Here is a 22,936-nt window from a genome sequence, read left to right as displayed (position 1 = left end):
TCCCTTCCGTTGCTTGCCGGGGATCAGAGCCGTCCCCAAAGGTCGTATTCGCCGGCCTCGTCCACGGTCACCGGGACGATATCGCCGGGGCTCAGCGCCTCGAAACCTTCGTCGATGAACAGGTTGCCGTCAATCTCGGGGGCGTCGGCCTTGGTGCGGCAGGTGGCGCCGTCCTGATCCACGGCATCCACGATCACCTCGATCCGGCTTCCGACCTTGGCGGCCAGCTTGGCCTCGGAAATCGCCTGCGCCTTTTCCATGAAGCGGTCCCAGCGGTCCTGCTTGACCTCGTCGGGGACGTGATCGGGCAGGTCGTTGGCCCGCGCGCCCTTGACGTTTTCGTATTGGAAACAGCCGACGCGATCCAGTTGCGCCTCGTCCAGCCAGTCCAGCAAGGTCTGGAACTCGGCTTCGGTCTCGCCGGGATAGCCGACGATGAAGGTCGAGCGCAGGGTGATGTCGGGGCAGGCCGCGCGCCATGCGGCGATCTCGTCCAGCGTCTTTGCCGCAGCCGCCGGCCGCGCCATGCGCTTGAGCGTGTCGGGATGGGCGTGCTGGAAGGGGATGTCCAGATAGGGCAGCACCAGCCCGTCAGCCATCAGCGGGATCAGGTCGCGCACATGCGGATAGGGATAGACGTAATGCAGCCGCACCCATGCCCCCAACGAACCAAGATCGCGCGCAAGGTCAGTGATATGGGCGCGGTGGCCGCGTTCGGTGGCGTATTTGCGGTCCAGCCCGTAAGCGCTGGTATCTTGCGAAATCACCAGCAATTCGCGCACCCCTGCCTCGACCAGCTTTTCGGCCTCGCGCATCACCGCATGGGCGGGACGGCTGACCAGACGCCCGCGCATGTCGGGGATGATGCAGAACTTGCAGGCGTGATTGCAGCCCTCGGAAATCTTGAGATAGCTGTAATGGCGCGGCGTCAGGCTGACGCCCGAGGCGGGCAGCAGGTCGATGAACGGGTCCGGGCTGGGTGGCACGGCGCCATGCACCGCGTCCAGCACCTGTTCATATTGCTGCGGGCCGGTCACGGCCAGAACTGACGGATGCGCGCCGGTGATGTATTCGGGTTCCGCCCCAAGGCAGCCGGTGACGATCACCTTGCCGTTTTCGGCCAGAGCCTCGCCGATGGCCTGCAGGCTTTCGGCCTTGGCGCTGTCCAGAAAGCCGCAGGTGTTCACGATCACCGCGCCCGCGCCCTTGTAATCGGGGCTGATCGCATAGCCCTCGGCCCGCAGGCGGGTCAGGATGCGTTCGCTGTCCACCAGCGCCTTGGGGCAGCCAAGGCTGACCATGCCGATGGTCGGCTGGCCTTCGCGGCGCGCGCTGTCAAAGATCGGCGCGGGGGCAAGGTCGGGGCGTAGCTGGGGCGGGTTCTGGCTCATGGCCGGCATATAATGCGCGGCGCGGCCGTTGTTAAGCACGAAGCGCGGGCGGCGCATACACCGGAACGTCATTTGGCGCGCTTTGCCGCGATATGGCAATCTGCGCGCCATGAAAACGCTCCGCCATATCGCCCGAATCCCGGCCCTTATCGGCCTGACCCTGACGCTTGCCGCCTGTGTCGCGACCACCACCGCCCCGCCGGTCGAGGCCGCCCCGCGCGGCAAGCCGATCGTGATCGCCAACAATCGCGGCGGCAACGTGATCGAGATGGTCCAGTATCGCAACAAACTGGCCGCCAGCGGCCGCCCGGTCGAGATTCGGGGCTATTGCGGTTCGGCCTGCACGATCCTGATCACCATGCCCAATGCCTGCCTTGCCCCTGACGGAACGGTCGGCTTCCACGCGCCGCGCATCCCCAACACCACCATCATCCCGCCGCTGGTCGATGAGATCATGGCCAGATTTTATCGCAACGGCATTCTGGATCGCTGGAACTCGACCTGGAAACATTCGTTAAAGATCCAGAAGATCTCGGCCAAGGAATATGTCCGGCTGGATCCGCAAACGCGGCTCTGCCGCAAGTAAGGCCGCATTTTATCACCGGAGCATGAGAATGACCGCTTTCCGCTGGGCCCCTGCCCTGTTCATCGCCCTTTGCACCCCGGCTTTCGCCGGCGCCAGCCTGACGATCCCGCTGGAGACCGGCGCGGAGGCGAACATCACCACCGCGCGCTATTCCTGCGCCGGCGGCGCGCCCTTTGCGGTGCAATACATCAACGCGGGCGAGAACAGCCTGGCGCTGATCCCCGTCGATGGCAGCGAGCGGGTCTTTGTGGCCACCGTCTCGGCCTCGGGGGCGCGCTATGTCTCGGGCGCGCATGAATGGTGGAGCAAGGGCGACAGCGCCACGCTGGATGACACCATGACCGAAGACCCCGCTATGGACTGCGCCCCCGCCGAATAAGCACGGGGCAAACACGGCCAGAAACCGACAGGACGGCCCGCTCCCGCAAGGGAGGCGGGCCGTTTTCGGTCATGACGGGCCCTTTGGCAGGACGCCGCAGCCATTACGCAACGTCATTGCCGCCTGCCGGTCGATCCGGCCCGCCACATGTTGACAGCGATCACTTTCATTCCCATCTCGGACTCAACAAAGTTTCCAATGTAAACTTCCCCCGAGGAGCCGAGATGAAAACCCTGTCCGCCGCTGCCGCCACCACCCTTGCCACCGCGCTTTTCGCCGCCACCCTGCCTGCCTCGGCGGGGATGGGCGCCGAAACAACGATCCGTCTGGCCGCGCCGCTGGCCGGCGCAACGCTCAATAGCGATCAGGCCGACATGTCGGTCTATTACACGCAAGGCAAGGACAAGACCCTTGAGGTGGTCGCGACCTATGTCAGCGACAGCGCGCCGCAGCCCCTGCAGATGTTCATGGCGCTGTCCGATGGCGACAAGGTGCAGTTCGGCCTGCCCGGCCATCCCGAAACGCTTTATCGCTTTGCCCGCAATGGCAATGTCGTCACCGTCACCAGCCAGGCGACCGGCCTAGCCGTTGCCACGCCGGACCCCGCAGGGGCCTGAGCGCGGCCGGGACCAGGGGCCATCCGAGGAGGGGGCGCCGCTGACTGCCTGATGCGGGCGCCCGCCTCTGGTCCCATCATTCCCGCAAGTTATTCCCGCAGCCGCCAGCCGGTCAGGAAGATCCAGCGGATCGCGACCATGCAGGCAACGATCATCAGCCCGACCGCGAACAGCGACAGCCCCACCGGCACGTCGGCCAGATCGAAGAATGCCCAGCGAAAGCCGGAAATCAGATAAAGGACCGGGTTCAGCTTGGCCACGCCCTCCCAGAAGGGGGGCAGCATGTTGGCCGAGTAGAACGCCCCGCCCAGAAACACCAAGGGCGTGATCACCATCATCGGCACAATCTGCAACTGCTCGAAATTCTTGGCCCATAGCCCGATGATGAAGCCCAGCAGCGAAAACGCCGTCGCGGTCAGGATCAGGAAGGCCAGCATCCAGAACGGATGCGCGATATGGACGCCGTTGAACCAGAAGCTGGTCAGCAGGATCACCATGGCGATCAGCACCGCCTTGCCCGCCGCTGCGCCGACAAAGCCCAGCGTGACCTCGATCCAGCCGGTGGGCGCGACCAGATACTCATAGATCGTGCCCGAGAATTTCGGGAAATAGATGCCGAAACTGGCATTGCTGACCGATTGCTGCAACACGGTCAGCATCATCAGGCCCGGCACGATGAAAGCGCCGTAAGGCACGCCCTCGACCGACTGGATGCGGCCGCCGATGGCCGCGCCGAAGACCACGAAATACAGGACCGTGCTGAGGACGGGCGAGGCCAGAGATTGCCAGACGGTGCGGAAGAACCGCGCCATTTCATGGCCAAAGATCGCGCGGACGGAACGCCAGTTCATGCTTGCGGCTCCTCGACCAGAGAGATGAAGATTTCCTCAAGGCTGCTTTGCTTGGTCGAGACGTCGCGCACGGCGATGCCCGCTTCCGCCAGATCGGCCAGCAGACGGGCGATGCCGGTGCGTTCGGCCCGCGTGTCATAGTCGTAACCCAGCGCGTTTCCGCTGGGCGACAGCGTCAGCCCGCGCCCCTTGAGTATCGGAGGCAGCGCGATCAGCGGCTGGTCCAGCAGGATGGTCAGATGCTTTTTGCCGAATTCGCCCATCAGCTCGGCCTTGGGCTGGCACAGCAACAACTGGCCGCGATTGATGACGCCGATGCGGTCGGCCATGTCCTCGGCCTCTTCCAGGTAATGCGTGGTCAGGATGATGGTCACGCCCTGCGCCCGCAGATCGCGCACCACCGCCCACATCTCGCGCCGCAGCGCCACGTCGACGCCCGCCGTGGGTTCGTCCAGAAACAGCACCTTGGGCCGGTGCGACAGCGCCTTTGCGATCAAGACCCGGCGCTTCATGCCGCCAGACAGCTCGCGCGTGCGGGCATCGCGCTTGTCCCACAGCGCCAGACTGCGCAGCAATTGTTCGACATAGGCCTCGTCCGGGGGCTCGCCGTAAAGGCCGCGGGTAAAGCGCACGCAGTCGATGACCTTCTCGAACGGCTCCAGCAGGATTTCCTGCGGCACGAGGCCGATCAGCTTGCGCGCGCCGCGCCAGTCGGTGCGGATGTCATGCCCGCCCACGCGCACGGTGCCGCCCGTGGGCACCACAAGCCCGCAGATGATCGAGATCATCGTGGTCTTGCCGGCGCCGTTCGGCCCCAGCAGCGCGAGGATCTCGCCCTCGTTGATCTGCAACGAGACGTCGTTCAGCGCCACCGTGCCGCTGTCATAGCGTTTCGAGAGGTGGTCGATATCGATGATCGGACGCATGCGCCCTCCTTGACTTTGGCTTGGGCCGGGGGCCTGGGGTCGTGGGCCGGGCGCATTGGACGTAAGCCCCGGGTCCGCGAAGCACAATCCGCCCGCCGAAGATTTTCGCCCCATCCGGGCACGGCACCGGGCTGGCAGGGGTAGATCGTCCCGCATGAGCCAATGCACCCCGCCCCCGTTTATCGCCGGCAGCTTCCCCGCCGGCGCAGGGAATGTCCAGAAGCGACGGCGCACGGCTATTCGCCCTGCATCTCGGCCTTGCCGGCACGGCTGGCATGTTGCGCGAAAGCCTCGATCATTGCATCGGGAAAACCGGCTTCGCGCGCCGCCTGCCGTTTGGCCGGGCCGATCACGCAGCCTCGCTTTTCCAGAAACACCAACAATTCGGTCCGCGGCACTGAACACAGCCAGCCATAAGCAGCCAGCACGGCCAATCCTGCGCAGAGACCAGCCAGAAGAAACCCAAGCCCTAGCCCCGGGCGCCACGTTTCAGGATCACGCCCCATCCACGGGCTGGACTGCGATGGGCTGGCCGCCGGCCTCGGCGTAAAGCCGCAGGCTGGCGGGCTCGATCTGCTGGAACAGGATCTCCATGACCGCACCGGCGCGTTCGCCCGCGGGCAGGACCGGCAGGAATTCGATCACCGCCGTGCCACCCCGGATCGGAAAGCCGCGCTTGGGCCAGAACATGCCGCAATTGACCGCCACCGGCACGATGGGCAGCCCGGTCGCGCGCTGGATCGAGCCGACCCCGTGCTTGTAGGGCAGGCTTGTGCCGGGCTTGGTGCGGGTGCCCTCGGGGTAGAAGACCAGCTGGCCAAGGCCATCGGGGCTGGCCATGGCGCCCTCGACCTCGGCGATGATCTGTTTCAGCGCGTCCTTGCCCTTGGCGCGGTCGATCGGAATGCAGCCGACCTTGCGCGCGAACCAGCCCATGATCGGCACGTTCAGGACCGCGCGTTTCATCACGAAGGCGCGGCGCGGGCAGACATGCGCCAGCGCCAGAATGTCCAGAAAGCTCTGATGCTTGGCGGCGATCAGGCAATCGCCGGCCGGGGGCGTGCCGCGCACCTCGACCCGCAGGCCAAGGATGACCCGCGCGGCGCCCATCATCTGGCCCAGCCAGAGGGTCGCCACGCGATTGGCCGAGGCGCGACCGCGCAACCCCTGCGGCAGGCCCCAAAGCCCCAGAACGATGGTCGCCCCGGCGATATAGAGGTAATAAAGCACCGTCCGGACCCAATCCAAGACCGAGGGCCGACGCGGGCGATAATCCTTCATCAGCTTCATCAACGCACCTCGCGCAGCATCCGCAGCGCCGCCCAGCGGGTCGCGCCAAAGCCGATGGCGGCGGCGGCGACCGGGATCAGCAGCGGCCAAAGCCAGCCCCAGCCCTGAAAGCCAAGGCCGGTCAGAAATCCCCCCGCCTGATCGACCGAGGGCAGCGCCCAGACCGCCAGCAGGCCCAGCACGGTGCCGCCCGCCGCCCCCATCGCGGCGCGGCGGGTAAAGCGGCGCACGAAGGCGGTGGCGATGGTGATGTCGCGCGCCCCGATCAGGCGCAGGACCCGGATCACCTGCCCATTCGCGGCCAGCGCCGCCTTGGCGGCCAGCGTGATCATCGCCCCCGCCGTGGCCGCGATCAGCAAAAGCGAGAACAGCCCCAGCACCCGCAGCCGGTTCGCGGCGCTGACCAGCGGCTGGCGCCAGCGGGTGTGGTCGTCCAGCACCGCGCCGGGCGCCTCGCCTTGCAGGCGCAGGCGCAGGGCCTCGGCGTCAAAGCCCTCGTCGCCCTCGACCACCTCGATCAGGCGCGGGACGGGCAGCGCCTCGACCGGGACATCGGGGCCGAACCACGGCTCAAGCAGCTTTTCGACCTGATCGTCGGGCAGGATTTTCGCCTCGGCGATGCCGGGCGTGGTCTTGAGCGCCTCCATCACCGCGGCGGTCTGCTCATCCAGCTGATCGGCGGGGGCTGAGACGCGCACGGTCACGGTCTGCGCCAGTTCGGTGGACCAGCGCTCGGCCAGCCGGCCGGTGGCCAGCGCCAAAGCCAGCGCGAAGACCGCCAGAAAGGCCATGGCCCCGGCGGAAAACACCGTCAACTGCGCGGTAAAGCCGGTGGGCGGCACCACGCGGTCGGTCCCCGCCGGATCGGGACGGGTCAGTCCGCGCCACAGCGCCGCGAAGTCGAGCGATTTCAGGCCAGCCTTTTTCACAGATCCGCTCCTGCCAGTTGCAGCCGCTTGCCGGCGATGCGCAGCACCCGCGCCTGCACCTGCTGCTTGGCGGCGCGGATCAGGTTCAGGTCATGGGTGGCAATGACCACCGCCTTGCCCGAGCGGTTCAGCTCGATCAGCAATTGCAACAGGCGCATGGACATGTCCCAGTCCAGATTGCCCGTCGGCTCGTCGGCCAAAATCAGGTCGGGCGACATGATGACGGCGCGGGCCAGCGCGGCACGCTGCCGCTCGCCCCCCGACAATTCGGGCGGCATGGCGCGGGCGTGGTTGCCCAGCTGCACCCAGGCCAGCAGATCGCCAAGCGCGGCCATGTCGATCGTCGCGCCCGAGACCATCAAGGGCAGGGCCAGGTTCTCGGCCACCGGCAGATGGTCCAGGAATTGCGTGTCCTGATGGACCACGCCGACGCGGCGGCGCAGGCCGGCAATGCCGTCGCGCGTCAGCCCGGTCACGTCCTGCCCAAAGGCCGTCATCCGCCCCGAGGTCGGCAGCAGCTCGGCATAGCACAGGCGCAGAAAGGTGGTCTTGCCCGCCCCCGAAGGCCCGGTCAGAAAGTGAAAGGACCCCGGCTGCAGGCTAAGCGTCATATCGGCCAGCAGCGGGTCGCCGCCACTATAGCCGAAGGACAGGTTCTGCATCTCGATCACGGGTTCACTCCTTGCACTGCGGCCTGCTTGGCGTGCGGTTCCGGGCTTGATAGAACAGTCCTGCGGCGAATGCGAGACGCCCGCGCGACCGAAACCGTCCGTATCGAAAAGGTGAGAGATCTGTCCATGCGTCTGACCTGCCCCCGCTGCGGCGCCCAATACGAGATCGCGGCTGCGGCCATTCCGGCGGCTGGACGCGAGGTCGAATGCTCGGCCTGCAGCCATGTCTGGTTCCAGCCGGGTCAAGCCAAGGCCGCCCAATCCGACAGCACGCCCTATGATCCGCAGGCCCGGCCAGCCCTGAACCGCCCCCTGAACGAGTCGATCCTGGCGATCCTGCGCGAGGAAACCGCCCGCGAATTGCAGGCCCGCCAAGGCGATACCGGCACGCCCGTCCCCGAGGCGGATCAAAATATCGCGAACGCCGCAGCCGAGGCCCATGCTGCGACGGCCCATGCCGAGGCCGTCGAATTCGCCGCCCCCGACGCGCAGGCCGAGGCATATGCCGAAACGCCGCCCCCCGCGATGCCCGATGGCGACTGGCCGGCAACCACCGTCACCGTGCCCCCGACCGGGGATGCGCCGGAACCGATGGCGCAGCCGCCACTGGCCCCTGAGCCGGAACCGGCTGCCCCCATGACCGAAACCGTGGTCGAGGCCGCATCTGAGATCGTTGAACAGGCATCGGACCCCGAGCCCGCCCCCTTCGAGGCTCCGGAACCCCCACGGCCCGAACCCGAGCCCGAAGACATGCGCCCCGAGCCGGTCGTCGCCGCCCTGCCCGATGCCGCCGAGCTGGCCGCGACGCTGACCCGCAGCAGTCCCGTGCCGACCAGCGCGGCACCAATCGCACCTGAACCGGCCCCGGCCAGCGCCGATACTCGGCAAGCCGAGGCCGAGGCCGTTGCAGCCGCTGCGCTGCCGGTGGCTGCGGCGGCAAAGCGCGGCTCGGGCTATGCCTCGGGCTTCGGGCTGGCGGCCATGCTGGCGCTGGGGATCGTCGCGGTCTATGCGCTGGCGCCGCGCGTTGCCGCCGACGAGGATGGCGGGCTGCTGGCCGAATGGCGCCAGGAAATCGACCGCGGCCGGCTGTGGCTGCACGACCGCATCATTGGCGAATAATCAGAAGTTTTCCAGCAAGCGGCCCAGATAGTCGCGCTCATCGCGGGAACGGTCGCGCTCGGCCTCGCGGCGGCGGATCTCGTCTTGCAGGTCGCGGGCCTTGCGGGCCGGGTCGCCTCCCTCGGCCAGGGGATCGCCACCGGTGATCGAACCGCCATCGCCCGAAAGCGTCCGCCCCAAAGGATCGGTCTGCGGCTGCTGCGACCAAGGCTGCGCCAGCCCGCGCTGGCCGCGCCCGTCGCCCGCCGGATCCTGCGCCCCGTCCCCCTGCTGGCCTTGCTGGCCCTGTTGGCCTTCCTGTCCCTCGGGCTGGTTTTGCGACAGCATGTCGCCAAGCGCCCGCATCCCCTCGCGCATGGACTGGATCGCCTGCGCCTGCCGCTCCATCGCGCCCGAGGGGTCGCCCTGCCGCAACGCCTCCTCGGCCTCTTCCATGGCGCGGCCCGCCTCGTCCAGATCGCGCCGCGCGGCCTCGCCCTGATCGGTGCCGCGTCCGGGCAGCAGGCCCCGCTGGCGGCCAAGGCTTTCGCGCAGCTCGCGCTGGCGGTCGGCCAGATCCTGATTGCCCTGATTGCCCTCAGCGCCGTCCTCGCCCTGCTGCCACTGGCCGTATTGGTCCTGCATCTGGCGCATCGCCTCGTCCGCCAGCTTTTGCTGGTCGCGCAGCGTCTCAGCGAGCTTGCCCATCCGCCCCGAGCGCGCCGAGGATGAGGGATCATCGCTTTGCGTGACGCGCAGGTTCTGCATCATGCGGTTGAACTGCTCCAAGAGCTCCTGCGCCTCGGCCATGCGGCCCTCGTTCATCAGGCGCTGGATCTCGTCCATCATCTGCTGGATCTGGTCGCCGGTGATCTGCTGGTTCCCGTCCTTGGGCGAGCGGTCAAAGCGCTCGGACGGGTCCTCGCCCTGCTGCTCGCCCAGCATGGCGATATATTCGTCGGTGGCCTTTTGCAGCTCGTCCATCAGGCGCTGGATTTCCTCGGGGCTGGCGCCGTTGCGGATCGCTTCGGACAGCCGCTCCTGCGCCTGCTGCATGCGTTCCAGCGCATCGGCCAGCCCGCCATCCTCCAGCGCAACGGCGGCGTCCCACAGCACCTGCGCCAGCTTGTTGCGCGCCTCTTCGGACAGATTGCCCGATTCCAGCGTGCCGATGGCGCCGTGCAGACCGTTATACAGATCTTCCTCGATAAAGCCCTCGGGCTGCCAGCTGACGGCACGCAGAACCTGCGCGCTGCGGGCCGCATTCTGGCGCGACCACAACAGATCGCGGCGCAGCTCGATCAGCGCGGCGGCCAGAGGGTCAAAGAACCGCCGCCCCGGCAGCACCATGGCCATGGGTGGGGCCACCCCCTCCTGCCCGATGCCGTCGCTGACCTTCAGCGAGACGGTGACCGGCAGGTTGGCCCAAGGATGGCGCGACAGATCCTCGGCCAGCCGCCCGCGAATATCCTTGCGCGACCCCGAGGCCGGCAGCGGCAGTTCCAGCGCGATGGCTTCGCGCGGCTCGGGCGCGATGGCCAGACCGAAGCGGCGGTCCACCGCCGCCAGATCCAGCGCGATCACCGCCGTGCCAGCGGCAATGCCATTGTCGTCCGAGGCGGTAAAATCCTGCACCAAGCGACCATCGACGCGGCGCTCGGGTGCGACGCCCGGCGCAACGACCGGCGCGGCATCGGGCAGGACGGTGATCTCAAAACGGCGGCCGGCGATCTCGACCACGCCGTCCCGCTCGGCCAGAAACTCCGGCGCCAAAGGGTCAGCCTCGGCCACCGCCGGGCCGACATCCTGCGCCAGTGCGACACCCTCGCCGTAAAAGCGAAAGCTCAGCTTGGCGCCTTTCGGCAATTCCAGCCGCTGCCCCTCGGGCAAGCCGTTCAGATAGATGGTCGGGCGGCGGGTATAGGCGGGGGGCTCGGCCCAGCCCTCCCATGTCGGGGCGGCGGGAACGTCGGGACGAAGCTCCGGCACCGGGCGAAAGCTCGTGCCAAGCGCGGCAAGGCTCTGCCCCAGCCGGCCCGTGGGCGCAAAGATCAGCGCCATGACCAGCGCCACCAGCCCGATCAGCCGCAGCCCGACCGGATCGCGCCAGCGCAGACGCGCATCGGGCGCAATCGGCCGCGCGCTGGCCGCAAGCCGCTCCATCCGCGCCAGATGCGCATTCCAAAGCGCGCCCGCCCCCTCATCGCCCGCCCCCACCGCGACCCGGTCGCGCAGGGCCGAAAGCGGCCGCCCCGGCAGGGTCTCATCGACCCGCGCCCGCGCATGTTCCAGCGTTGGCGAGCGGAACCGCCAAATCCCCCAGCCAGCCGCCAGCAGGATCGCCAGTGCCACCAGCCCCATGGCCCAGATCAGCGCGGCATTGGAAAACAACTCGGTCGCGCCAAAGGCCAGCGCCGCCAGCACCAGTGCCAGCACGACGCCAAGGGCCCAGAAGGCGCGGGCAAGGGCCTCCCACCACATGCCGGCGCGGGTCAGCCCGACCGCACGCGCCGCCGCAGAATGGCCCCGCCCTTCTTTCATGTGAAAATATCCCACGGGGGCTGGCCGACGAGTCCGCCACCGGTCCGAGGACCGGCGGACGGCGGGGGTGTGAAACCCCCGGCGGTCACGCTGCAATGGGATCCGATCAAAGCCATTCCGGGATGGTATCGCGTCCCAGCATTTCCTCAAGCGTCGGTCTTGCACGAATGACGGCGAAGTGATCGCCCTGCACCAGCACCTCGGGCACCAGCGGCCGCGAGTTGTACTCCGAGGCCATCACCGCCCCATATGCCCCGGCCGAGCGGAAAGCGACCAGATCCCCCGGCGCCAGCCCCGGCAGGTCCACGCCCTTGGCGAATGTATCGCCGGTCTCGCAGACCGGGCCGACCACGTCGAAGCGGCCAACTTCGGCACCCAGAGCGGCCTCGCGCACCGGGACGATATCGTGATGCGCGCCGTACATGGCCGGGCGGATCAGGTCGTTCATCGCCGCATCAAGGATCAGGAAATCGCGCCCCTCGCCCTCTTTCAGATAAACCACCGAGCTCAGCAATATCCCGCCATTGCCCGAGATATTGCGCCCCGGCTCGATCTCGATCTCGCAGCCCAGATCGCCCACGGCGTCGCGGATCACCTGCCCGTATTCAAGCGGCAAGGGCGGGGCGCTGTTGTCGCGCCGATAGGGAATGCCAAGCCCGCCGCCCATGTCCAGACGGCGGATGTCATGCCCGTCCGCGCGCAGAGCACGGGTCAGATCGGCCATCTTGGCATAGGCTTGGCGGAACGGGTCCAGATCGGTCAGCTGGCTGCCGATATGCATGTCGATGCCGACCACCTCGATCCCCGGCAGCCGGGCGGCACGGGCATAAACCTCGTGCGCGCGGGCGATGGGGATGCCAAACTTGTTTTCGGACTTCCCGGTCGCGATCTTTTCATGGGTTTTCGCGTCCACATCCGGGTTCACGCGGATGGCGATAGGCGCGCGCAGGCCCATGGAATGGGCGACGCGCGACAGCAATTCCAGCTCGGGCTCGGATTCGACGTTGAACTGGCGGATGCCGCCCGTCAGCGCCAGACGCATCTCGGATTCCAGCTTGCCGACGCCGGAAAAGACGATCCGCTCGCCCGGCACGCCGGCGGCCCGCGCCCGCGCATATTCCCCGCCCGAGACGATATCCATGCCCGCACCCAGATCGCCCAGCAGTTTCAGCACCGCCAGGTTCGAGTTCGATTTGACCGCGAAACAGACCAGATGATCGGTCCAGTCCAGCGCCTGCTGGAACAGCTTGAAATGCCGGGTCAGCGTGGCGGCGGAATAGACATAGACGGGCGTGCCCACGGCCTCGGCGATGCGGGTCAGCGGCACGTCCTCGGCATGAAGCCAGCCGTCCACATAGTTGAAATGGTCCATCAGACGATCCTGCGAGAGCGGATGAAAAGATAAAGCGGCAGTGCTGCGCCGATGCCAAGCCCCAGCGCGGGCAGGGTCAGCAGCGCGGCCCAGTTGCGGCGCACCATGGTCTCGATCAGGCACCACAGCACCAAGACGATCTGCGCCACGATCTCGGAGGCGCGGGTGCCCTGCCAAAGCCATTCGCCCCGCCACAGCGCCAGCCCGGCGCCCAGCAGCGCCAGTCCGGCCCAGACCAGCCGCAAGGGCGTCAGATCAGAGCGTCGAGACGACACCGACCCGCGCCTCTCCGCTAACGGTCAAGCCGGGTTCAGGTGCGGGCTCCGGGCGGGTTGGCGGGCCATCGACACCGCAGGCGGCACTCAGCGCCAGCAATGCGGCAAGCGCGGTCAGGCGCAGGGAACGGGTCATGCCAGTTTCTCCTTCCAGCGGGCGATCTGGGCGCGAACCTGCGCCGGGGCGGTGCCGCCATAGCTGGTCCGCGAAGCGACGGAATTGTGCACGCCCAGGACGTTATAGACATCATCGGTTAGCGCCGGGTGAACGGATTGCATCTGCGCAAGCGTCAGGTCCGGCAGGTCGCTGCCCTGTTTCTCGGCCATGGCGACCAGCGCGCCGGTGACGTGATGGGCGTCGCGGAAGGGCAGCCCCGCCTCGCGCACCAGCCAGTCGGCAAGGTCGGTCGCGGTGGAGAAACCGGACCCCGCGGCGGCCTCAAGCCGGTCGCGATTGGCATGCAGGTCCGACAGCATCCCGGTCATCGCCGCCAAGGCCAGCATCAGGTTGTCGCTTGCGTCAAAGACCTGTTCCTTGTCCTCTTGCATGTCCTTGGAATAGGCCAAGGGCAGGCCCTTCATCACCACGAACAGCGCCACGGCGGCACCAAGGATGCGCCCGATCTTGGCCCGGATCAGCTCGGCCGCGTCGGGGTTTTTCTTTTGCGGCATGATCGACGAGCCGGTCGAAAAACGATCCGACATGGTGACGAACCGGAACTGGGCCGAGGACCAGATCACCAGCTCTTCGGCCAGCCGCGACAGATGCACGGCGCAGATCGCCGCCGTAGACAGGTATTCCAGCGCGAAATCCCGGTCGCTGACCGCATCAAGGCTGTTCGCCATCGGCCGGTCAAAACCCAGCGCCGCAGCCGTCGCATGGCGGTCGATGGGGAAACCGGTCCCGGCCAGCGCCGCTGCGCCAAGGGGCGATTCGTTCATGCGCCGGCGCGCGTCCTGAAAGCGCGACAGGTCACGGCCGAACATCTCGACATAGGCCATCATGTGATGGCCCCAGGTCACCGGCTGGGCGGTCTGCAAATGGGTGAAACCGGGCATCACCCAATCGGTGCCCGCCTCGGCCTGCGCCAGCGCCGCGCGGATCAGCGCGTCCAGCCCCGCAATCGCGGCGTCGCACTGGTCACGCACCCAAAGCCGGAAATCGGTCGCCACCTGATCGTTTCTGGACCGCGCCGTGTGCAGCCGGCCCGCCGGCTCGCCGATCACCTCTTTCAGCCGCGATTCCACGTTCATGTGGATGTCTTCCAGCGCGGTGGAAAAGGCGAAATCCCCTTTCTCGATCTCTGACAAGACCGTGAGAAGCCCTTTCCCGATGGCCTCGGCATCGCTAGTGCTGATGATGCCTTGTGCCGCAAGCATCGCGGCATGGGCGCGGCTGCCCCGGATATCCTGGGCATAGAGCCGCTGGTCGAAGCCGATCGAGGCGTTGATCGCCTCCATGATCGCGTCCGGGCCGGCGGCGAAACGTCCACCCCACATCGTGTTGGCGGTGTTGGCGGGCTGCTCGGTCATGACGTATCCTTCGAGGGGAATGAAATGCTGCGTTGGCTGGTTCTTTATACGGCACTGGGGATCGGTGCAAATGCCGCGCTGGCCGGGGAAATCGACTGGCAGGCCGCCCATGACGGCGGCCTTGCGAAACTGGCCCGGACCGAGCCGACCCCGGTGCCCGAGACCCCCTTCACCGACCCCGAGGGCGGCACGCATTCGCTGGCGGATTATCGCGGCAAGGTGGTGCTGTTGAATTTCTGGGCGACATGGTGCGCGCCCTGCCGCGAGGAAATGCCCTCGCTCGACGCGCTGCAGGCTGAGCTGGGGGGCGATGATTTTCAGGTCGTGGCCATTGCCGCCGGCCATAACCCGCCCGCCGCCATCCAGAAATTCCTGACCGAGGCCGAAATCGCGAACCTGCCGGTGCGTCTGGACCCGCGTCAGGGCTTAGCGCGCGAGATGGGCGTCATGGGCATGCCGGTCACGGTGCTGATCGACCGCGACGGAAATGAGATCGCCCGCCTGATCGGTGGCGCCGACTGGGCGTCCGAGGCATCAAAAACCCTTATCCGGCAGGCGACAGCGCCTTGACGCGCGCATGCTGCGGGCACTGGATCATGTGATCGTTGACCAGCCCGCAGGCCTGCATGAAGGCATAGGTGATGACCGGGCCGCAGAACTTGAAACCACGCTTTTTCAGCGCCTTGGCCATGGCCTCGGATTCCGGGGTCTTGGCCTGGACCTCTTTCATCGAGGTCAGGCTGTTCTGGATCGGGCGGCCGCCGACAAAGGACCAGATAAAGGGTGAAAAGCCCTCGCTGCCCTCGATTTCAAGATAGATGCGGGCGCCGGTCACCGTGGCCTCGATCTTGCCGCGATGACGAATGATGCCGGGGTTTTGCAGGGCGCGGGCGATCTCGGGCTCGCCCCAGCGGGCGACGCGCTCGGGATCAAAACCCTCGAAACATTCGCGAAAGCTGTCACGCTTGCGCAGGATGGTGATCCAGCTCAGCCCGGCCTGAAACCCGTCGAGAACCAGCTTTTCCCACAGCGCGCGCGGATCGTATTCCGGCACGCCCCATTCATTGTCGTGATAGGCGACATAAAGCGGGTCGGTTCCGCACCATGTGCAGCGGCCAGTGGCATCGGTCATGTTTCATTAACCTCGAGTCCAGAAACCCCGTTGGGTTTACCCGATCTTAGGGGATGATGACCAGACTGCGACGGACGACAGGAGTCTAGGCATGACCGATAAAATCGATTCGCGCCCGGAATTCGGCTCTCCGCTGGATTTCGCGGTGGACCAGCAGGCGCGAGTGACAATGGCCACGGTGCGGCGCGCGGTGTCGCGCGGCGATGCCGTTCTGGCCTATCAGCCCGTGGTGCAGGCGGACCGCACCGAAACCCCGGCCTTTCACGAAGGGCTGATCCGAATCATCGACGAAACCGGCCGCATCGTGCCCCTGCGCGATTTCATGCCGCTGGCCGAAACCACCGAACTGGGGCGGCAGATCGACTGCCTGTCGCTGTCGCTGGGCCTGAAAGCGCTGGCCGAAGAGCCCTCGATCCGGCTGTCGATCAACATGTCCGCGCGCTCGATCGGCTATCCGGCCTGGCTGCAGACCCTGCGCGCCGGCATCGCCGAGGATGAGCGCGTGGCCGAACGGCTGATCCTTGAGATCACCGAAAGCTCGGCCATGGGCATGCCCGAACTGGTCGGCCGCTTCATGCAGGAATTGCAGGCTCATGGCGTCAGCTTCGCGCTGGACGATTTCGGCGCCGGCTATACCTCGTTCCGCTATCTGCGCGATTTCTGCTTCGACATGATCAAGATCGATGGGCAGTTCATCCGCGACATCGCGCAAAAACGCGACAATCAGGTGCTGACCCGGGCCTTGCAGGCCATAGCCCATCACTTTGACATGTTCACGGTGGCGGAATCAGTCGAGACCGCCGACGACGCGGCCTTCCTGATCGAGATGGGTATCGACTGTCTGCAGGGATATTATTTCGGCGCGCCGACCATCGTGCCTCCGTGGCGGTCGCCGAATACCGCCGCAAAGCGCAGCTAGGCCAGGCAAGCTGCCCGGCCCGGTCCGTACCCACTGCTGCCGCTACTGCCGGCGGCGGTGACGGCAAGGACGTTGGCCGCGAAACAGTCAGCAGCGTCCTGTCGGGTCGCGGCCCCAAAGCCACGCCCGTTTCTCTCGACAAAACCCCAGACACGGCCAAGGCTTAGCGCGGGGCGCCGCTCGCCCGGCTGCAAGACCCCGGCTCGGCAAGGCGGCGCGGCGCCGGATTGCCCGGGGGCCGGCAGGTGGTCTTGTCGCAATGCCGGGGCGGAATGTGGTGGCAGCCCTGCGAGCGCGCAAAGACCTTACCGGCGCAGGGGAGGAACCGATCCGGAATCGCACAAAGGCCGGGCAAAGACAGGTGAGGTCTGCGGGCAAGGTGCCTTGACCTTACGGAGCGAAACGGCAAACAGTTCCGTGTCTCCGAATTTCTCGGCCTTCAGTTAAGGAGCCTGTCATGACCAAAGCCGTAATCGTATCCGCCGCACGCACGCCCGTGGGCAGTTTCCTCGGATCCTATGCAAATGTTCCCGCGCATGACCTTGGCGCCACCGTTCTGAAGGCGATCGTCGAACGCGCCGGCATCGACCCGAGCGAAATCTCTGAAACCATCCTGGGCCAGGTCCTGACCGCCGCCCAAGGCCAGAACCCCGGCCGCCAGGCCCATATCCATGCCGGCTATCCGCGCGAATCCGCCGCCTGGCTGATCAACCAGGTCTGCGGCTCGGGCCTGCGCGCGGTCGGGCTGGCCGCGCAGCAAGTGCTGCTGGGCGACGCCACCGTGGTCGCTGCCGGCGGTCAGGAATCGATGTCGCTTTCGACCCATGCCGCCTATATCCGCGCCGGCCAGAAGATGGGCGACATGAAGATGCTCGACACCATGATCAAGGACGGGCTTTGGGACGCGTTCAACAACTACCACATGGGCACGACCGCCGAGAACGTCGCCACGAAATGGGGCATCACCCGCGAGGAACAGGACGAATTCGCCGTAGCCTCGCAGAACAAGGCCGAGGCCGCACAGAAGGCCGGCCGCTTCGCCGATGAGATCACCCCCGTCACCGTCAAGACCCGCAAGGGCGATGTCGTGGTCGATTCCGACGAATATATCCGCCACGGCGCCACGCTGGACGCGATGCAGAAGCTCAAGCCCGCCTTCTCGAAGGACGGCACCGTGACCGCCGGCAACGCCTCGGGCCTGAATGACGGCGCCGCCGCCGTTCTGGTCATGACCGAGGACGAGGCTGCCCGCCGCGGGTTGACCCCGCTTGCCCGCATCGCCTCATACGCCACCGCCGGCGTCGATCCGGCGATCATGGGTTCGGGCCCGATCCCGGCCAGCCGCCGGGCGCTCGACAAGGCCGGCTGGAAGGTCGGCGATCTGGATCTGGTCGAGGCGAACGAGGCCTTTGCCGCCCAGGCCATCGCGGTCAACCGCGACATGGGCTGGGATCCGGCCATCGTCAACGTGAACGGCGGCGCCATCGCCATTGGCCACCCGATCGGCGCCTCGGGCGCGCGCATCCTGAACACGCTGCTGTTCGAAATGGCCCGCCGCGACGCCAAGAAAGGCCTCGCCACGCTGTGCATCGGCGGCGGCATGGGCGTCGCGCTCTGCGTCGAGCGCTAAGACGGAAAAGGCGCGCGCAATGATCTTGCGCGCGCCGGACCGGCTGGATAGCATAATTTCAAGCACCATCTTCTAAAGGGGGAAGAAATGGCGAAAGTGGCCCTGGTAACTGGTGGCTCGCGCGGTATTGGCGCAGCCATCTCGAAGGCATTGAAGGACGCCGGCTATACGGTCGCGGCCAACTATGCCGGCAATGACGACGCCGCAAAAGCGTTCACCGCGGAAACCGGCATCAAGACCTATAAATGGTCGGTCGCCGATTACGATGCCTGCGCCGCCGGCATCAAGCAGGTCGAGGACGAACTGGGTCCGATCGCGGTTCTGGTCAACAATGCCGGCATTACCCGCGACTCGATGTTCCACAAGATGACCCCGCAACAGTGGAAAGAGGTCATCGACACCAACCTGACCGGGTTGTTCAACATGACCCACCCCACCTGGGGCGGCATGCGCGACCGCAAGTTCGGCCGCATCATCAATATCAGCTCGATCAACGGCCAGAAGGGTCAGGCCGGACAGGCCAACTATTCGGCGGCCAAGGCGGGTGATCTGGGCTTTACCAAGGCCCTGGCCCAAGAAGGCGCCCGCGCCGGCATCACCGTGAACGCGATCTGCCCGGGCTATATCGGCACCGAGATGGTCCGCGCCATCGACGAAAAGGTCCTGAACGAGCGCATCATCCCCCAGATCCCGGTCGGCCGCCTTGGCGAGCCCGAAGAGATCGCCCGCGCCGTGGTATTCCTGGCCTCGGACGATGCCGGCTTCATCACCGGATCGACCATCAGCGCCAATGGCGGCCAGTATTTCGTCTGATCTGGACTTGATCTGATCGCACTGACCCCAAACGCAACGGCCCGCGAAATTCGCGGGCCGTTTCCTATTCCGTTCTGGCAGTTCCGGGGCGGTCAATTCCGCCCCTGCGGCCCGTCAATGCGACAGGCGGGTGATCTCTTCCTTGAGGCGAAGTTTTTCCTTTTTCATCTGCGCGATGGCGAGGTCATCCGTGCCCGGGCTGCGATGCGCGGCCTCAATGGCATTGGACAATGACTGGTGTTTGCGGCGGAGCTCCTGCACATGGGATTCAACCGACATTCCGTCCTCCTCTGGGATTGCTCGAACAAGGGGATTGCAGCACAGAATTGTCACATTGTCACCGAAAATCGGGGCCTACCGGCGCAAGTGCCGCACCCGCGCGCAAAACCGCCTGCGCGGCCTCGGTCAGGTCCTCGGCGTCAGTGGAATGTGACGGATTTGCGTGCAAGATGAAGGGGGAAAGCAGGCGCAGCGGCGTGCGCGCGCCCTTGCGCGCCGTGACGATGACGCGCCCGGCCTCGCGTCCTTCGCGCGCGGAAATGGGCAGGATTTTAATCGCTCCGGCCTTCTCCGCCAGCGCCGACAGAATCGCGCCCAAACGGTCGGCGCGCTGGATCAGTGTCAGCGTTCCGCCCTGGCGCAGGCGGCGCAGACCGGCGCCAATCCAGTCCTCAAGCGGCGTGTCCTCGTGCCGGGCGGTGCCGCGCCCGGTATCGCGCGCCGGGGTTCCGTCCAGGAAATAGGGCGGGTTGGCGATGACATGGTCGAAGCTTTCGGCGCGCAATGCCGCCGGCATCCGGGCCAGATCGCCCTCGAGGACGCGGGCGGGGATGCCGTTTTCCTGTGCATTGTGCCGCGCCAACGCGGCATAGGCGGGTTGCAGCTCGAGCCCGGTCAGCGCCAGATCCGGCACCCGCGCGCCCAGGCACAGCAGCGCCACCCCTGCCCCGCAACCCAGTTCCAGCACGCTTTGCCCCGGCCGCGCCGGGCAGGCGGCGGCCAGCATCACCGCATCCGCCCCGGCGCGATAGCCCCGCGCGGGCTGGGCGATGCGCAGCCTTCCGCCCAGAAAGCCGTCCTCGCGCAGCGGGTCAGCCGCCGGGTCAGTCATGGTCGATAAGGTGGTCGCGCAGAATCGCGCGGGCCATGAACAGGTCGCGATCCGCGACCATCAGCCGGCGCGGCAAAATCCCGATCGAGCCTTCGAGCACGCTCATATGCTGGTCCAGCGGGAATGAGACGATCCCCTCGGCAGCCAGGATATCCGCCGCGCGGGTGATCAATAGCGGGTCTGTGGTGCGTAAAAGCTGTTTCATTTCATAAGAAAGTTACGTGGCGGTTGCGCATGTGTCCATGGCATGGCAATGCCATGCGGCGAAAGGGGATGGCTGATGGGCATGAACGAAAACGTCTCGAAGCCGCTGGATCGGCTTGCCGCAGAGCTTGCCGGGGACATGGGCGACGTCAATGCGCTGATCCGTGAGCGCATGGCCAGCCGCCATGCGCCCCGCATTCCCGAGGTCACCGCACATCTGGTCGAGGCGGGCGGCAAGCGCCTGCGTCCGCTCTTGGTGCTGGCGGCAGCGCGGCTGTGCGGCTACGCGGGCGACAAGCATCTGCTGCTGGCCGCCGCGGTCGAGTTCATCCATACCGCGACGCTTTTGCATGACGATGTGGTCGATGAAAGCCAGCAGCGGCGCGGCCGTCCAACGGCGAACCTGCTGTGGGACAACAAGTCCAGCGTGCTGGTCGGCGACTATCTTTTCGCCCGCAGCTTTCAGCTGATGGCCGATACCGGCAGCATGCAGGTCATGCGCATTCTGGCCAATGCCAGCGCCACCATCGCCGAGGGCGAGGTGCTGCAATTGACCGCCGCACAGGACATCACCACCACCGAGGACATCTATATCCAGATCGTGCGCGGCAAGACGGCGGCGCTGTTTTCCGCCGCGACCGAGTCGGGCAGCGTCGTGGCCGGCGCCGATGACACCGTGCGGCAGGCGCTGTTCGAATATGGCGACGCGTTGGGGATCGCCTTTCAGATCGTCGACGATCTGCTGGATTACGGCGGCTCGACCGCGACCATCGGCAAGAATATCGGCGACGACTTCCGCGAGCGCAAGCTGACCCTGCCGGTGATCAAGGCGATTGCCGCCGCAGACGCCGACGAGCGCGCCTTCTGGGAACGTTGCATCGGTCAGGGCAAGCAGGACGCGGGCGATCTGGACCGGGCGCTGACGATCCTCAAGGCACGCGGCGCGCTGGATGCCGCCCGCACCGACGCCATCGCCTGGGCCGAGCGCGCCAAATCCGCGCTGGCCGCCGCCCCCGCGCATGAGCTGCGCAAGGAACTGTCGGATCTGGCGGATTACGTCGTCTCGCGCATTTCCTGAGCGGCGGGGCAGATGCGAAAAAGCCCGGCTTGCGCCGGGCTTTTTGCGTTTTCGGGGGCGGCCCCCTTAGCTGTTATAGGCGTTCTCGCCGTGGGTGGTGACGTCAAGGCCCTGACGCTCGTCATTGGCCGGGACGCGCAGCCCGATCACCGCCTTGACGATCATCAGCGCGACAAAGGACACCACGCCCGACCAGATCACCGCCACGATCACGCCCAGCGTCTGGGTCATCACCTGATCGGCGATGCTGTAATTCTCGGCCACGGCTCCGGCGGCATAGTCATAGATGCCCGAGCCACCCAAAGACGGCGACGCAAAGACCCCGGTCAGGATGGCGCCGATGATGCCGCCGACGCCATGGATGCCAAAGACATCAAGGCTTTCGTCGATGCCCAGTTTCGATTTCAGCTTGATGACGAACCACATGCACAGGAAGCCCGCGATCAGCCCGATGGCGATGGCGCCCATGGGGCCGACAAAACCGGCCGCCGGGGTGATGCCGACCAGCCCGGCAATGGCCCCCGAGACCCCGCCCAGCAGCGAGGGATGGCCGCGAAACACCCATTCGCCAAAGGCCCAGGCAAGTGCTGCGGCGGCGGTGGCGACGACCGTGTTCAGGATCGCCATGGCGGCGATGCCGGTGGCCTCCATGTTCGAGCCGGCGTTGAAGCCGAACCAGCCGATCCACAGCAGACAGCCGCCGATAAAGGTAAAGGTCAGGTTGTGGGGGGCGATCAGCTCGCGCCCATAGCCAAGGCGGGGGCCGACGACGATGGCGGCGACAAGGCCCGCGACGCCTGCGTTGATATGGATGACGGTGCCGCCGGCGAAATCCAGATCGCCATGGCCGAACAGATATCCCGCCGGCGCGTCAAAGGCGCTGGGGCCGCCCCACCACCAGACCATATGGGCCATGGGCAGGTAGGAAAAGACGAACCAGATCACCACAAAGGCCAGCACGGCGGGGAATTTCATCCGCTCGACCGTGGCGCCGACGATCAGCGCCGAGGCGATGCAGGCGAAGGCCATCTGGAAGACGACAAAGACATATTCCGGCACATAGACATTGGCGGTGAAGGTCTCGGACAGCGACGCGGTGCCGACGCCGGCCAGAAACGCCTTGGAGAGCCCGCCGATGAAGGGGGTCAGCGCGGTCGCATCCTCGGCCGAACCGGCGCCGGTAAAGGCCAGCGAATAGCCAAAGACGACCCATAGCAGCGCGATCACGCAAAACAGCGTCAGCACCTGCATCAGCACCGACAGCATGTTCTTGGCCCGGACCAGCCCGCCATAGAACAGTGCCAGCCCCGGGATCGACATGGCCATGACCAGAATGGCCGACAGCATCATCCATGTGGTGTCGCCCTTGTCCACGATGGGCGCCACGGTTTCAGCGGCAGCAGCGACGGCGGGTGCCGCCTCTTGCGCCAGCGACGGCGCCGCCCACCCGATCAGCGGGAGGGCCAGCGCCGGGATCACGGGATAGATCGCGGTTGGTCTTGTCATCTTTCCAGCACCTTCTTTCTGCGTTGCAGCAGTTCCTGTCCCGGCCAGAAGACCCGGCAGCCTTCGCCCGGCACAAGGTTT

The 22,936-nt window shown here is 66.4% G+C and carries 26 protein-coding genes; 9 read left to right on the top strand and 17 right to left on the bottom strand.

Features of this window, described 5'->3' with window-relative positions; all coding sequences use genetic code 11:
• Positions 1 to 23: 23 nt before the first annotated feature.
• The gene (gene rimO, locus DFP89_RS12805; protein ID WP_181870334.1) at positions 24 to 1,391 is read right to left on the bottom strand and encodes a 30S ribosomal protein S12 methylthiotransferase RimO; all 1,368 of its coding nucleotides are present in this window, start codon (positions 1,389 to 1,391) and stop codon (positions 24 to 26) included.
• A gap of 109 nt (positions 1,392 to 1,500) precedes the next feature.
• Here rimO and DFP89_RS12800 point away from each other — a divergent pair, with 109 nt between their 5' ends.
• From DFP89_RS12800 to DFP89_RS12790, 3 genes are all read left to right on the top strand, one after another.
• A complete protein-coding gene (locus DFP89_RS12800; protein ID WP_114349811.1) occupies positions 1,501 to 1,977 on the top strand; it encodes a hypothetical protein in 477 nt (158 codons plus the stop codon).
• A 28-nt stretch (positions 1,978 to 2,005) separates the two neighbouring features.
• Positions 2,006 to 2,356 (top strand): MliC family protein, encoded by a 351-nt coding sequence (locus tag DFP89_RS12795; RefSeq protein ID WP_181870330.1) that lies wholly within the window; start codon positions 2,006 to 2,008, stop codon positions 2,354 to 2,356.
• Positions 2,357 to 2,580: 224 nt separating this feature from the next.
• Positions 2,581 to 2,973 (top strand): hypothetical protein, encoded by a 393-nt coding sequence (locus tag DFP89_RS12790; protein ID WP_114349780.1) that lies wholly within the window; start codon positions 2,581 to 2,583, stop codon positions 2,971 to 2,973.
• An 89-nt stretch (positions 2,974 to 3,062) separates the two neighbouring features.
• On the opposite strand, the gene DFP89_RS12785 is transcribed toward DFP89_RS12790, so the two are convergent.
• From DFP89_RS12785 to DFP89_RS12760, 6 genes are all read right to left on the bottom strand, one after another.
• A complete protein-coding gene (locus tag DFP89_RS12785; protein WP_114349779.1) occupies positions 3,063 to 3,824 on the bottom strand; it encodes an ABC transporter permease in 762 nt (253 codons plus the stop codon).
• Positions 3,821 to 4,750 (bottom strand): ABC transporter ATP-binding protein, encoded by a 930-nt coding sequence (locus tag DFP89_RS12780; RefSeq protein ID WP_114349778.1) that lies wholly within the window; start codon positions 4,748 to 4,750, stop codon positions 3,821 to 3,823. Before DFP89_RS12780 ends, DFP89_RS12785 begins: the two co-directional genes overlap by 4 nt.
• A 236-nt stretch (positions 4,751 to 4,986) precedes the next feature.
• Positions 4,987 to 5,178 (bottom strand): hypothetical protein, encoded by a 192-nt coding sequence (locus DFP89_RS12775; RefSeq protein ID WP_114349777.1) that lies wholly within the window; start codon positions 5,176 to 5,178, stop codon positions 4,987 to 4,989.
• Between the two features lie 67 nt (positions 5,179 to 5,245).
• The gene (locus DFP89_RS12770; RefSeq protein WP_245948716.1) at positions 5,246 to 6,040 is read right to left on the bottom strand and encodes a lysophospholipid acyltransferase family protein; all 795 of its coding nucleotides are present in this window, start codon (positions 6,038 to 6,040) and stop codon (positions 5,246 to 5,248) included.
• Complete coding sequence (locus DFP89_RS12765) at positions 6,040 to 6,969, bottom strand: cell division protein FtsX (protein ID WP_114349776.1); 930 nt, start codon at positions 6,967 to 6,969, stop codon at positions 6,040 to 6,042. Before DFP89_RS12765 ends, DFP89_RS12770 begins: the two co-directional genes overlap by 1 nt.
• Entirely contained in the window at positions 6,966 to 7,640 is a 675-nt protein-coding gene (locus DFP89_RS12760; RefSeq protein ID WP_114349775.1) for a cell division ATP-binding protein FtsE, read from the bottom strand. The genes DFP89_RS12765 and DFP89_RS12760 overlap by 4 nt, the downstream gene beginning before the upstream one ends.
• A gap of 126 nt (positions 7,641 to 7,766) precedes the next feature.
• Here DFP89_RS12760 and DFP89_RS12755 point away from each other — a divergent pair, with 126 nt between their 5' ends.
• On the top strand, positions 7,767 to 8,762 hold the full coding sequence (locus DFP89_RS12755) for a zinc-ribbon domain-containing protein (RefSeq protein ID WP_181870329.1): 996 nt from the start codon (positions 7,767 to 7,769) through the stop codon (positions 8,760 to 8,762).
• Here the strand turns inward: DFP89_RS12755 and DFP89_RS12750 are convergent, their stop codons facing one another.
• The 5 genes from DFP89_RS12750 to argH form a co-directional block, all read right to left on the bottom strand.
• On the bottom strand, positions 8,763 to 11,282 hold the full coding sequence (locus DFP89_RS12750) for a DUF4175 domain-containing protein (RefSeq protein ID WP_245948713.1): 2,520 nt from the start codon (positions 11,280 to 11,282) through the stop codon (positions 8,763 to 8,765).
• Positions 11,283 to 11,388: 106 nt separating this feature from the next.
• A complete protein-coding gene (gene lysA, locus DFP89_RS12745) occupies positions 11,389 to 12,654 on the bottom strand; it encodes a diaminopimelate decarboxylase (protein WP_114349773.1) in 1,266 nt (421 codons plus the stop codon).
• Positions 12,654 to 12,929: a DUF2834 domain-containing protein gene (locus DFP89_RS12740; RefSeq protein ID WP_114349772.1), complete on the bottom strand. Its 276-nt coding sequence runs from the start codon at positions 12,927 to 12,929 to the stop codon at positions 12,654 to 12,656. Before DFP89_RS12740 ends, lysA begins: the two co-directional genes overlap by 1 nt.
• On the bottom strand, positions 12,910 to 13,065 hold the full coding sequence (locus DFP89_RS20330; RefSeq protein ID WP_181870328.1) for a hypothetical protein: 156 nt from the start codon (positions 13,063 to 13,065) through the stop codon (positions 12,910 to 12,912). The genes DFP89_RS12740 and DFP89_RS20330 overlap by 20 nt, the downstream gene beginning before the upstream one ends.
• On the bottom strand, positions 13,062 to 14,462 hold the full coding sequence (gene argH / locus DFP89_RS12735) for an argininosuccinate lyase (RefSeq protein ID WP_114349771.1): 1,401 nt from the start codon (positions 14,460 to 14,462) through the stop codon (positions 13,062 to 13,064). Before argH ends, DFP89_RS20330 begins: the two co-directional genes overlap by 4 nt.
• A 27-nt stretch (positions 14,463 to 14,489) precedes the next feature.
• On the opposite strand from argH, the gene DFP89_RS12730 reads away from it, so the two are divergent.
• Positions 14,490 to 15,032: a TlpA disulfide reductase family protein gene (locus tag DFP89_RS12730; protein WP_245948723.1), complete on the top strand. Its 543-nt coding sequence runs from the start codon at positions 14,490 to 14,492 to the stop codon at positions 15,030 to 15,032.
• Here DFP89_RS12730 and DFP89_RS12725 read toward each other — a convergent pair.
• Entirely contained in the window at positions 15,007 to 15,594 is a 588-nt protein-coding gene (locus DFP89_RS12725; RefSeq protein WP_114349769.1) for a DNA-3-methyladenine glycosylase I, read from the bottom strand. The genes DFP89_RS12730 and DFP89_RS12725 overlap by 26 nt on opposite strands.
• Positions 15,595 to 15,685: 91 nt before the next feature.
• On the opposite strand from DFP89_RS12725, the gene DFP89_RS12720 reads away from it, so the two are divergent.
• The 3 genes from DFP89_RS12720 to phbB all read left to right on the top strand — a co-directional run bounded on the left by DFP89_RS12720 (position 15,686) and on the right by phbB (position 18,956).
• Positions 15,686 to 16,513, top strand: a complete 828-nt coding sequence (locus DFP89_RS12720; RefSeq protein ID WP_114349768.1) for an EAL domain-containing protein — start codon at positions 15,686 to 15,688, stop codon at positions 16,511 to 16,513.
• A 457-nt stretch (positions 16,514 to 16,970) separates the two neighbouring features.
• Positions 16,971 to 18,143: an acetyl-CoA C-acetyltransferase gene (locus DFP89_RS12715; protein WP_114349767.1), complete on the top strand. Its 1,173-nt coding sequence runs from the start codon at positions 16,971 to 16,973 to the stop codon at positions 18,141 to 18,143.
• An 87-nt stretch (positions 18,144 to 18,230) separates the two neighbouring features.
• The gene (phbB, locus tag DFP89_RS12710; protein ID WP_114349766.1) at positions 18,231 to 18,956 is read left to right on the top strand and encodes an acetoacetyl-CoA reductase; all 726 of its coding nucleotides are present in this window, start codon (positions 18,231 to 18,233) and stop codon (positions 18,954 to 18,956) included.
• A 114-nt stretch (positions 18,957 to 19,070) separates the two neighbouring features.
• Here phbB and DFP89_RS12705 read toward each other — a convergent pair whose 3' ends face one another.
• Genes DFP89_RS12705 through DFP89_RS12695 form a run of 3 tightly spaced genes read right to left on the bottom strand, consistent with a single transcriptional unit; the run spans position 19,071 to position 20,272 of the window.
• Positions 19,071 to 19,235, bottom strand: a complete 165-nt coding sequence (locus DFP89_RS12705) for a YdcH family protein (protein WP_114349765.1) — start codon at positions 19,233 to 19,235, stop codon at positions 19,071 to 19,073.
• Between the two features lie 58 nt (positions 19,236 to 19,293).
• Positions 19,294 to 20,067: a tRNA1(Val) (adenine(37)-N6)-methyltransferase gene (locus DFP89_RS12700; protein ID WP_114349764.1), complete on the bottom strand. Its 774-nt coding sequence runs from the start codon at positions 20,065 to 20,067 to the stop codon at positions 19,294 to 19,296.
• Positions 20,060 to 20,272, bottom strand: a complete 213-nt coding sequence (locus DFP89_RS12695) for a putative signal transducing protein (protein WP_114349763.1) — start codon at positions 20,270 to 20,272, stop codon at positions 20,060 to 20,062. The genes DFP89_RS12700 and DFP89_RS12695 overlap by 8 nt, the downstream gene beginning before the upstream one ends.
• A 75-nt stretch (positions 20,273 to 20,347) precedes the next feature.
• Between DFP89_RS12695 and DFP89_RS12690 the strand changes: the two genes are divergently transcribed.
• Entirely contained in the window at positions 20,348 to 21,349 is a 1,002-nt protein-coding gene (locus DFP89_RS12690) for a polyprenyl synthetase family protein (protein WP_114349762.1), read from the top strand.
• Between the two features lie 66 nt (positions 21,350 to 21,415).
• Here the strand turns inward: DFP89_RS12690 and DFP89_RS12685 are convergent, their stop codons facing one another.
• Positions 21,416 to 22,855, bottom strand: a complete 1,440-nt coding sequence (locus DFP89_RS12685) for an ammonium transporter (RefSeq protein WP_114349761.1) — start codon at positions 22,853 to 22,855, stop codon at positions 21,416 to 21,418.
• Positions 22,856 to 22,936: the final 81 nt, after the last annotated feature.

This window comes from Paracoccus lutimaris (assembly GCF_003337565.1).
GTDB classification, from domain to species: Bacteria; Pseudomonadota; Alphaproteobacteria; order Rhodobacterales; family Rhodobacteraceae; genus Paracoccus; species Paracoccus lutimaris.
The sequence above is the reverse complement of the archived record's forward strand: the minus strand, read 5'-3'. Positions and strand labels throughout refer to the sequence as shown.

What these genes read in the sequence shown, in the direction of transcription:
- rimO (WP_181870334.1), bottom strand. Translation starts at nt 1,391, where the DNA reads ATGAGCCAGAACCCGCCCCAGCTACGCCCCGACCTTGCCCCCGCGCCG.
- DFP89_RS12800 (WP_114349811.1), top strand. Translation starts at nt 1,501, where the DNA reads ATGAAAACGCTCCGCCATATCGCCCGAATCCCGGCCCTTATCGGCCTG.
- DFP89_RS12795 (WP_181870330.1), top strand. Translation starts at nt 2,006, where the DNA reads ATGACCGCTTTCCGCTGGGCCCCTGCCCTGTTCATCGCCCTTTGCACC.
- DFP89_RS12790 (WP_114349780.1), top strand. Translation starts at nt 2,581, where the DNA reads ATGAAAACCCTGTCCGCCGCTGCCGCCACCACCCTTGCCACCGCGCTT.
- DFP89_RS12785 (WP_114349779.1), bottom strand. Translation starts at nt 3,824, where the DNA reads ATGAACTGGCGTTCCGTCCGCGCGATCTTTGGCCATGAAATGGCGCGG.
- DFP89_RS12780 (WP_114349778.1), bottom strand. Translation starts at nt 4,750, where the DNA reads ATGCGTCCGATCATCGATATCGACCACCTCTCGAAACGCTATGACAGC.
- DFP89_RS12770 (WP_245948716.1), bottom strand. Translation starts at nt 6,040, where the DNA reads ATGAAGCTGATGAAGGATTATCGCCCGCGTCGGCCCTCGGTCTTGGAT.
- DFP89_RS12755 (WP_181870329.1), top strand. Translation starts at nt 7,767, where the DNA reads ATGCGTCTGACCTGCCCCCGCTGCGGCGCCCAATACGAGATCGCGGCT.
- DFP89_RS12750 (WP_245948713.1), bottom strand. Translation starts at nt 11,282, where the DNA reads ATGAAAGAAGGGCGGGGCCATTCTGCGGCGGCGCGTGCGGTCGGGCTG.
- lysA (WP_114349773.1), bottom strand. Translation starts at nt 12,654, where the DNA reads ATGGACCATTTCAACTATGTGGACGGCTGGCTTCATGCCGAGGACGTG.
- DFP89_RS20330 (WP_181870328.1), bottom strand. Translation starts at nt 13,065, where the DNA reads ATGACCCGTTCCCTGCGCCTGACCGCGCTTGCCGCATTGCTGGCGCTG.
- argH (WP_114349771.1), bottom strand. Translation starts at nt 14,462, where the DNA reads ATGACCGAGCAGCCCGCCAACACCGCCAACACGATGTGGGGTGGACGT.
- DFP89_RS12725 (WP_114349769.1), bottom strand. Translation starts at nt 15,594, where the DNA reads ATGACCGATGCCACTGGCCGCTGCACATGGTGCGGAACCGACCCGCTT.
- DFP89_RS12720 (WP_114349768.1), top strand. Translation starts at nt 15,686, where the DNA reads ATGACCGATAAAATCGATTCGCGCCCGGAATTCGGCTCTCCGCTGGAT.
- DFP89_RS12715 (WP_114349767.1), top strand. Translation starts at nt 16,971, where the DNA reads ATGACCAAAGCCGTAATCGTATCCGCCGCACGCACGCCCGTGGGCAGT.
- phbB (WP_114349766.1), top strand. Translation starts at nt 18,231, where the DNA reads ATGGCGAAAGTGGCCCTGGTAACTGGTGGCTCGCGCGGTATTGGCGCA.
- DFP89_RS12705 (WP_114349765.1), bottom strand. Translation starts at nt 19,235, where the DNA reads ATGTCGGTTGAATCCCATGTGCAGGAGCTCCGCCGCAAACACCAGTCA.
- DFP89_RS12700 (WP_114349764.1), bottom strand. Translation starts at nt 20,067, where the DNA reads ATGACTGACCCGGCGGCTGACCCGCTGCGCGAGGACGGCTTTCTGGGC.
- DFP89_RS12695 (WP_114349763.1), bottom strand. Translation starts at nt 20,272, where the DNA reads ATGAAACAGCTTTTACGCACCACAGACCCGCTATTGATCACCCGCGCG.
- DFP89_RS12690 (WP_114349762.1), top strand. Translation starts at nt 20,348, where the DNA reads ATGGGCATGAACGAAAACGTCTCGAAGCCGCTGGATCGGCTTGCCGCA.
- DFP89_RS12685 (WP_114349761.1), bottom strand. Translation starts at nt 22,855, where the DNA reads ATGACAAGACCAACCGCGATCTATCCCGTGATCCCGGCGCTGGCCCTC.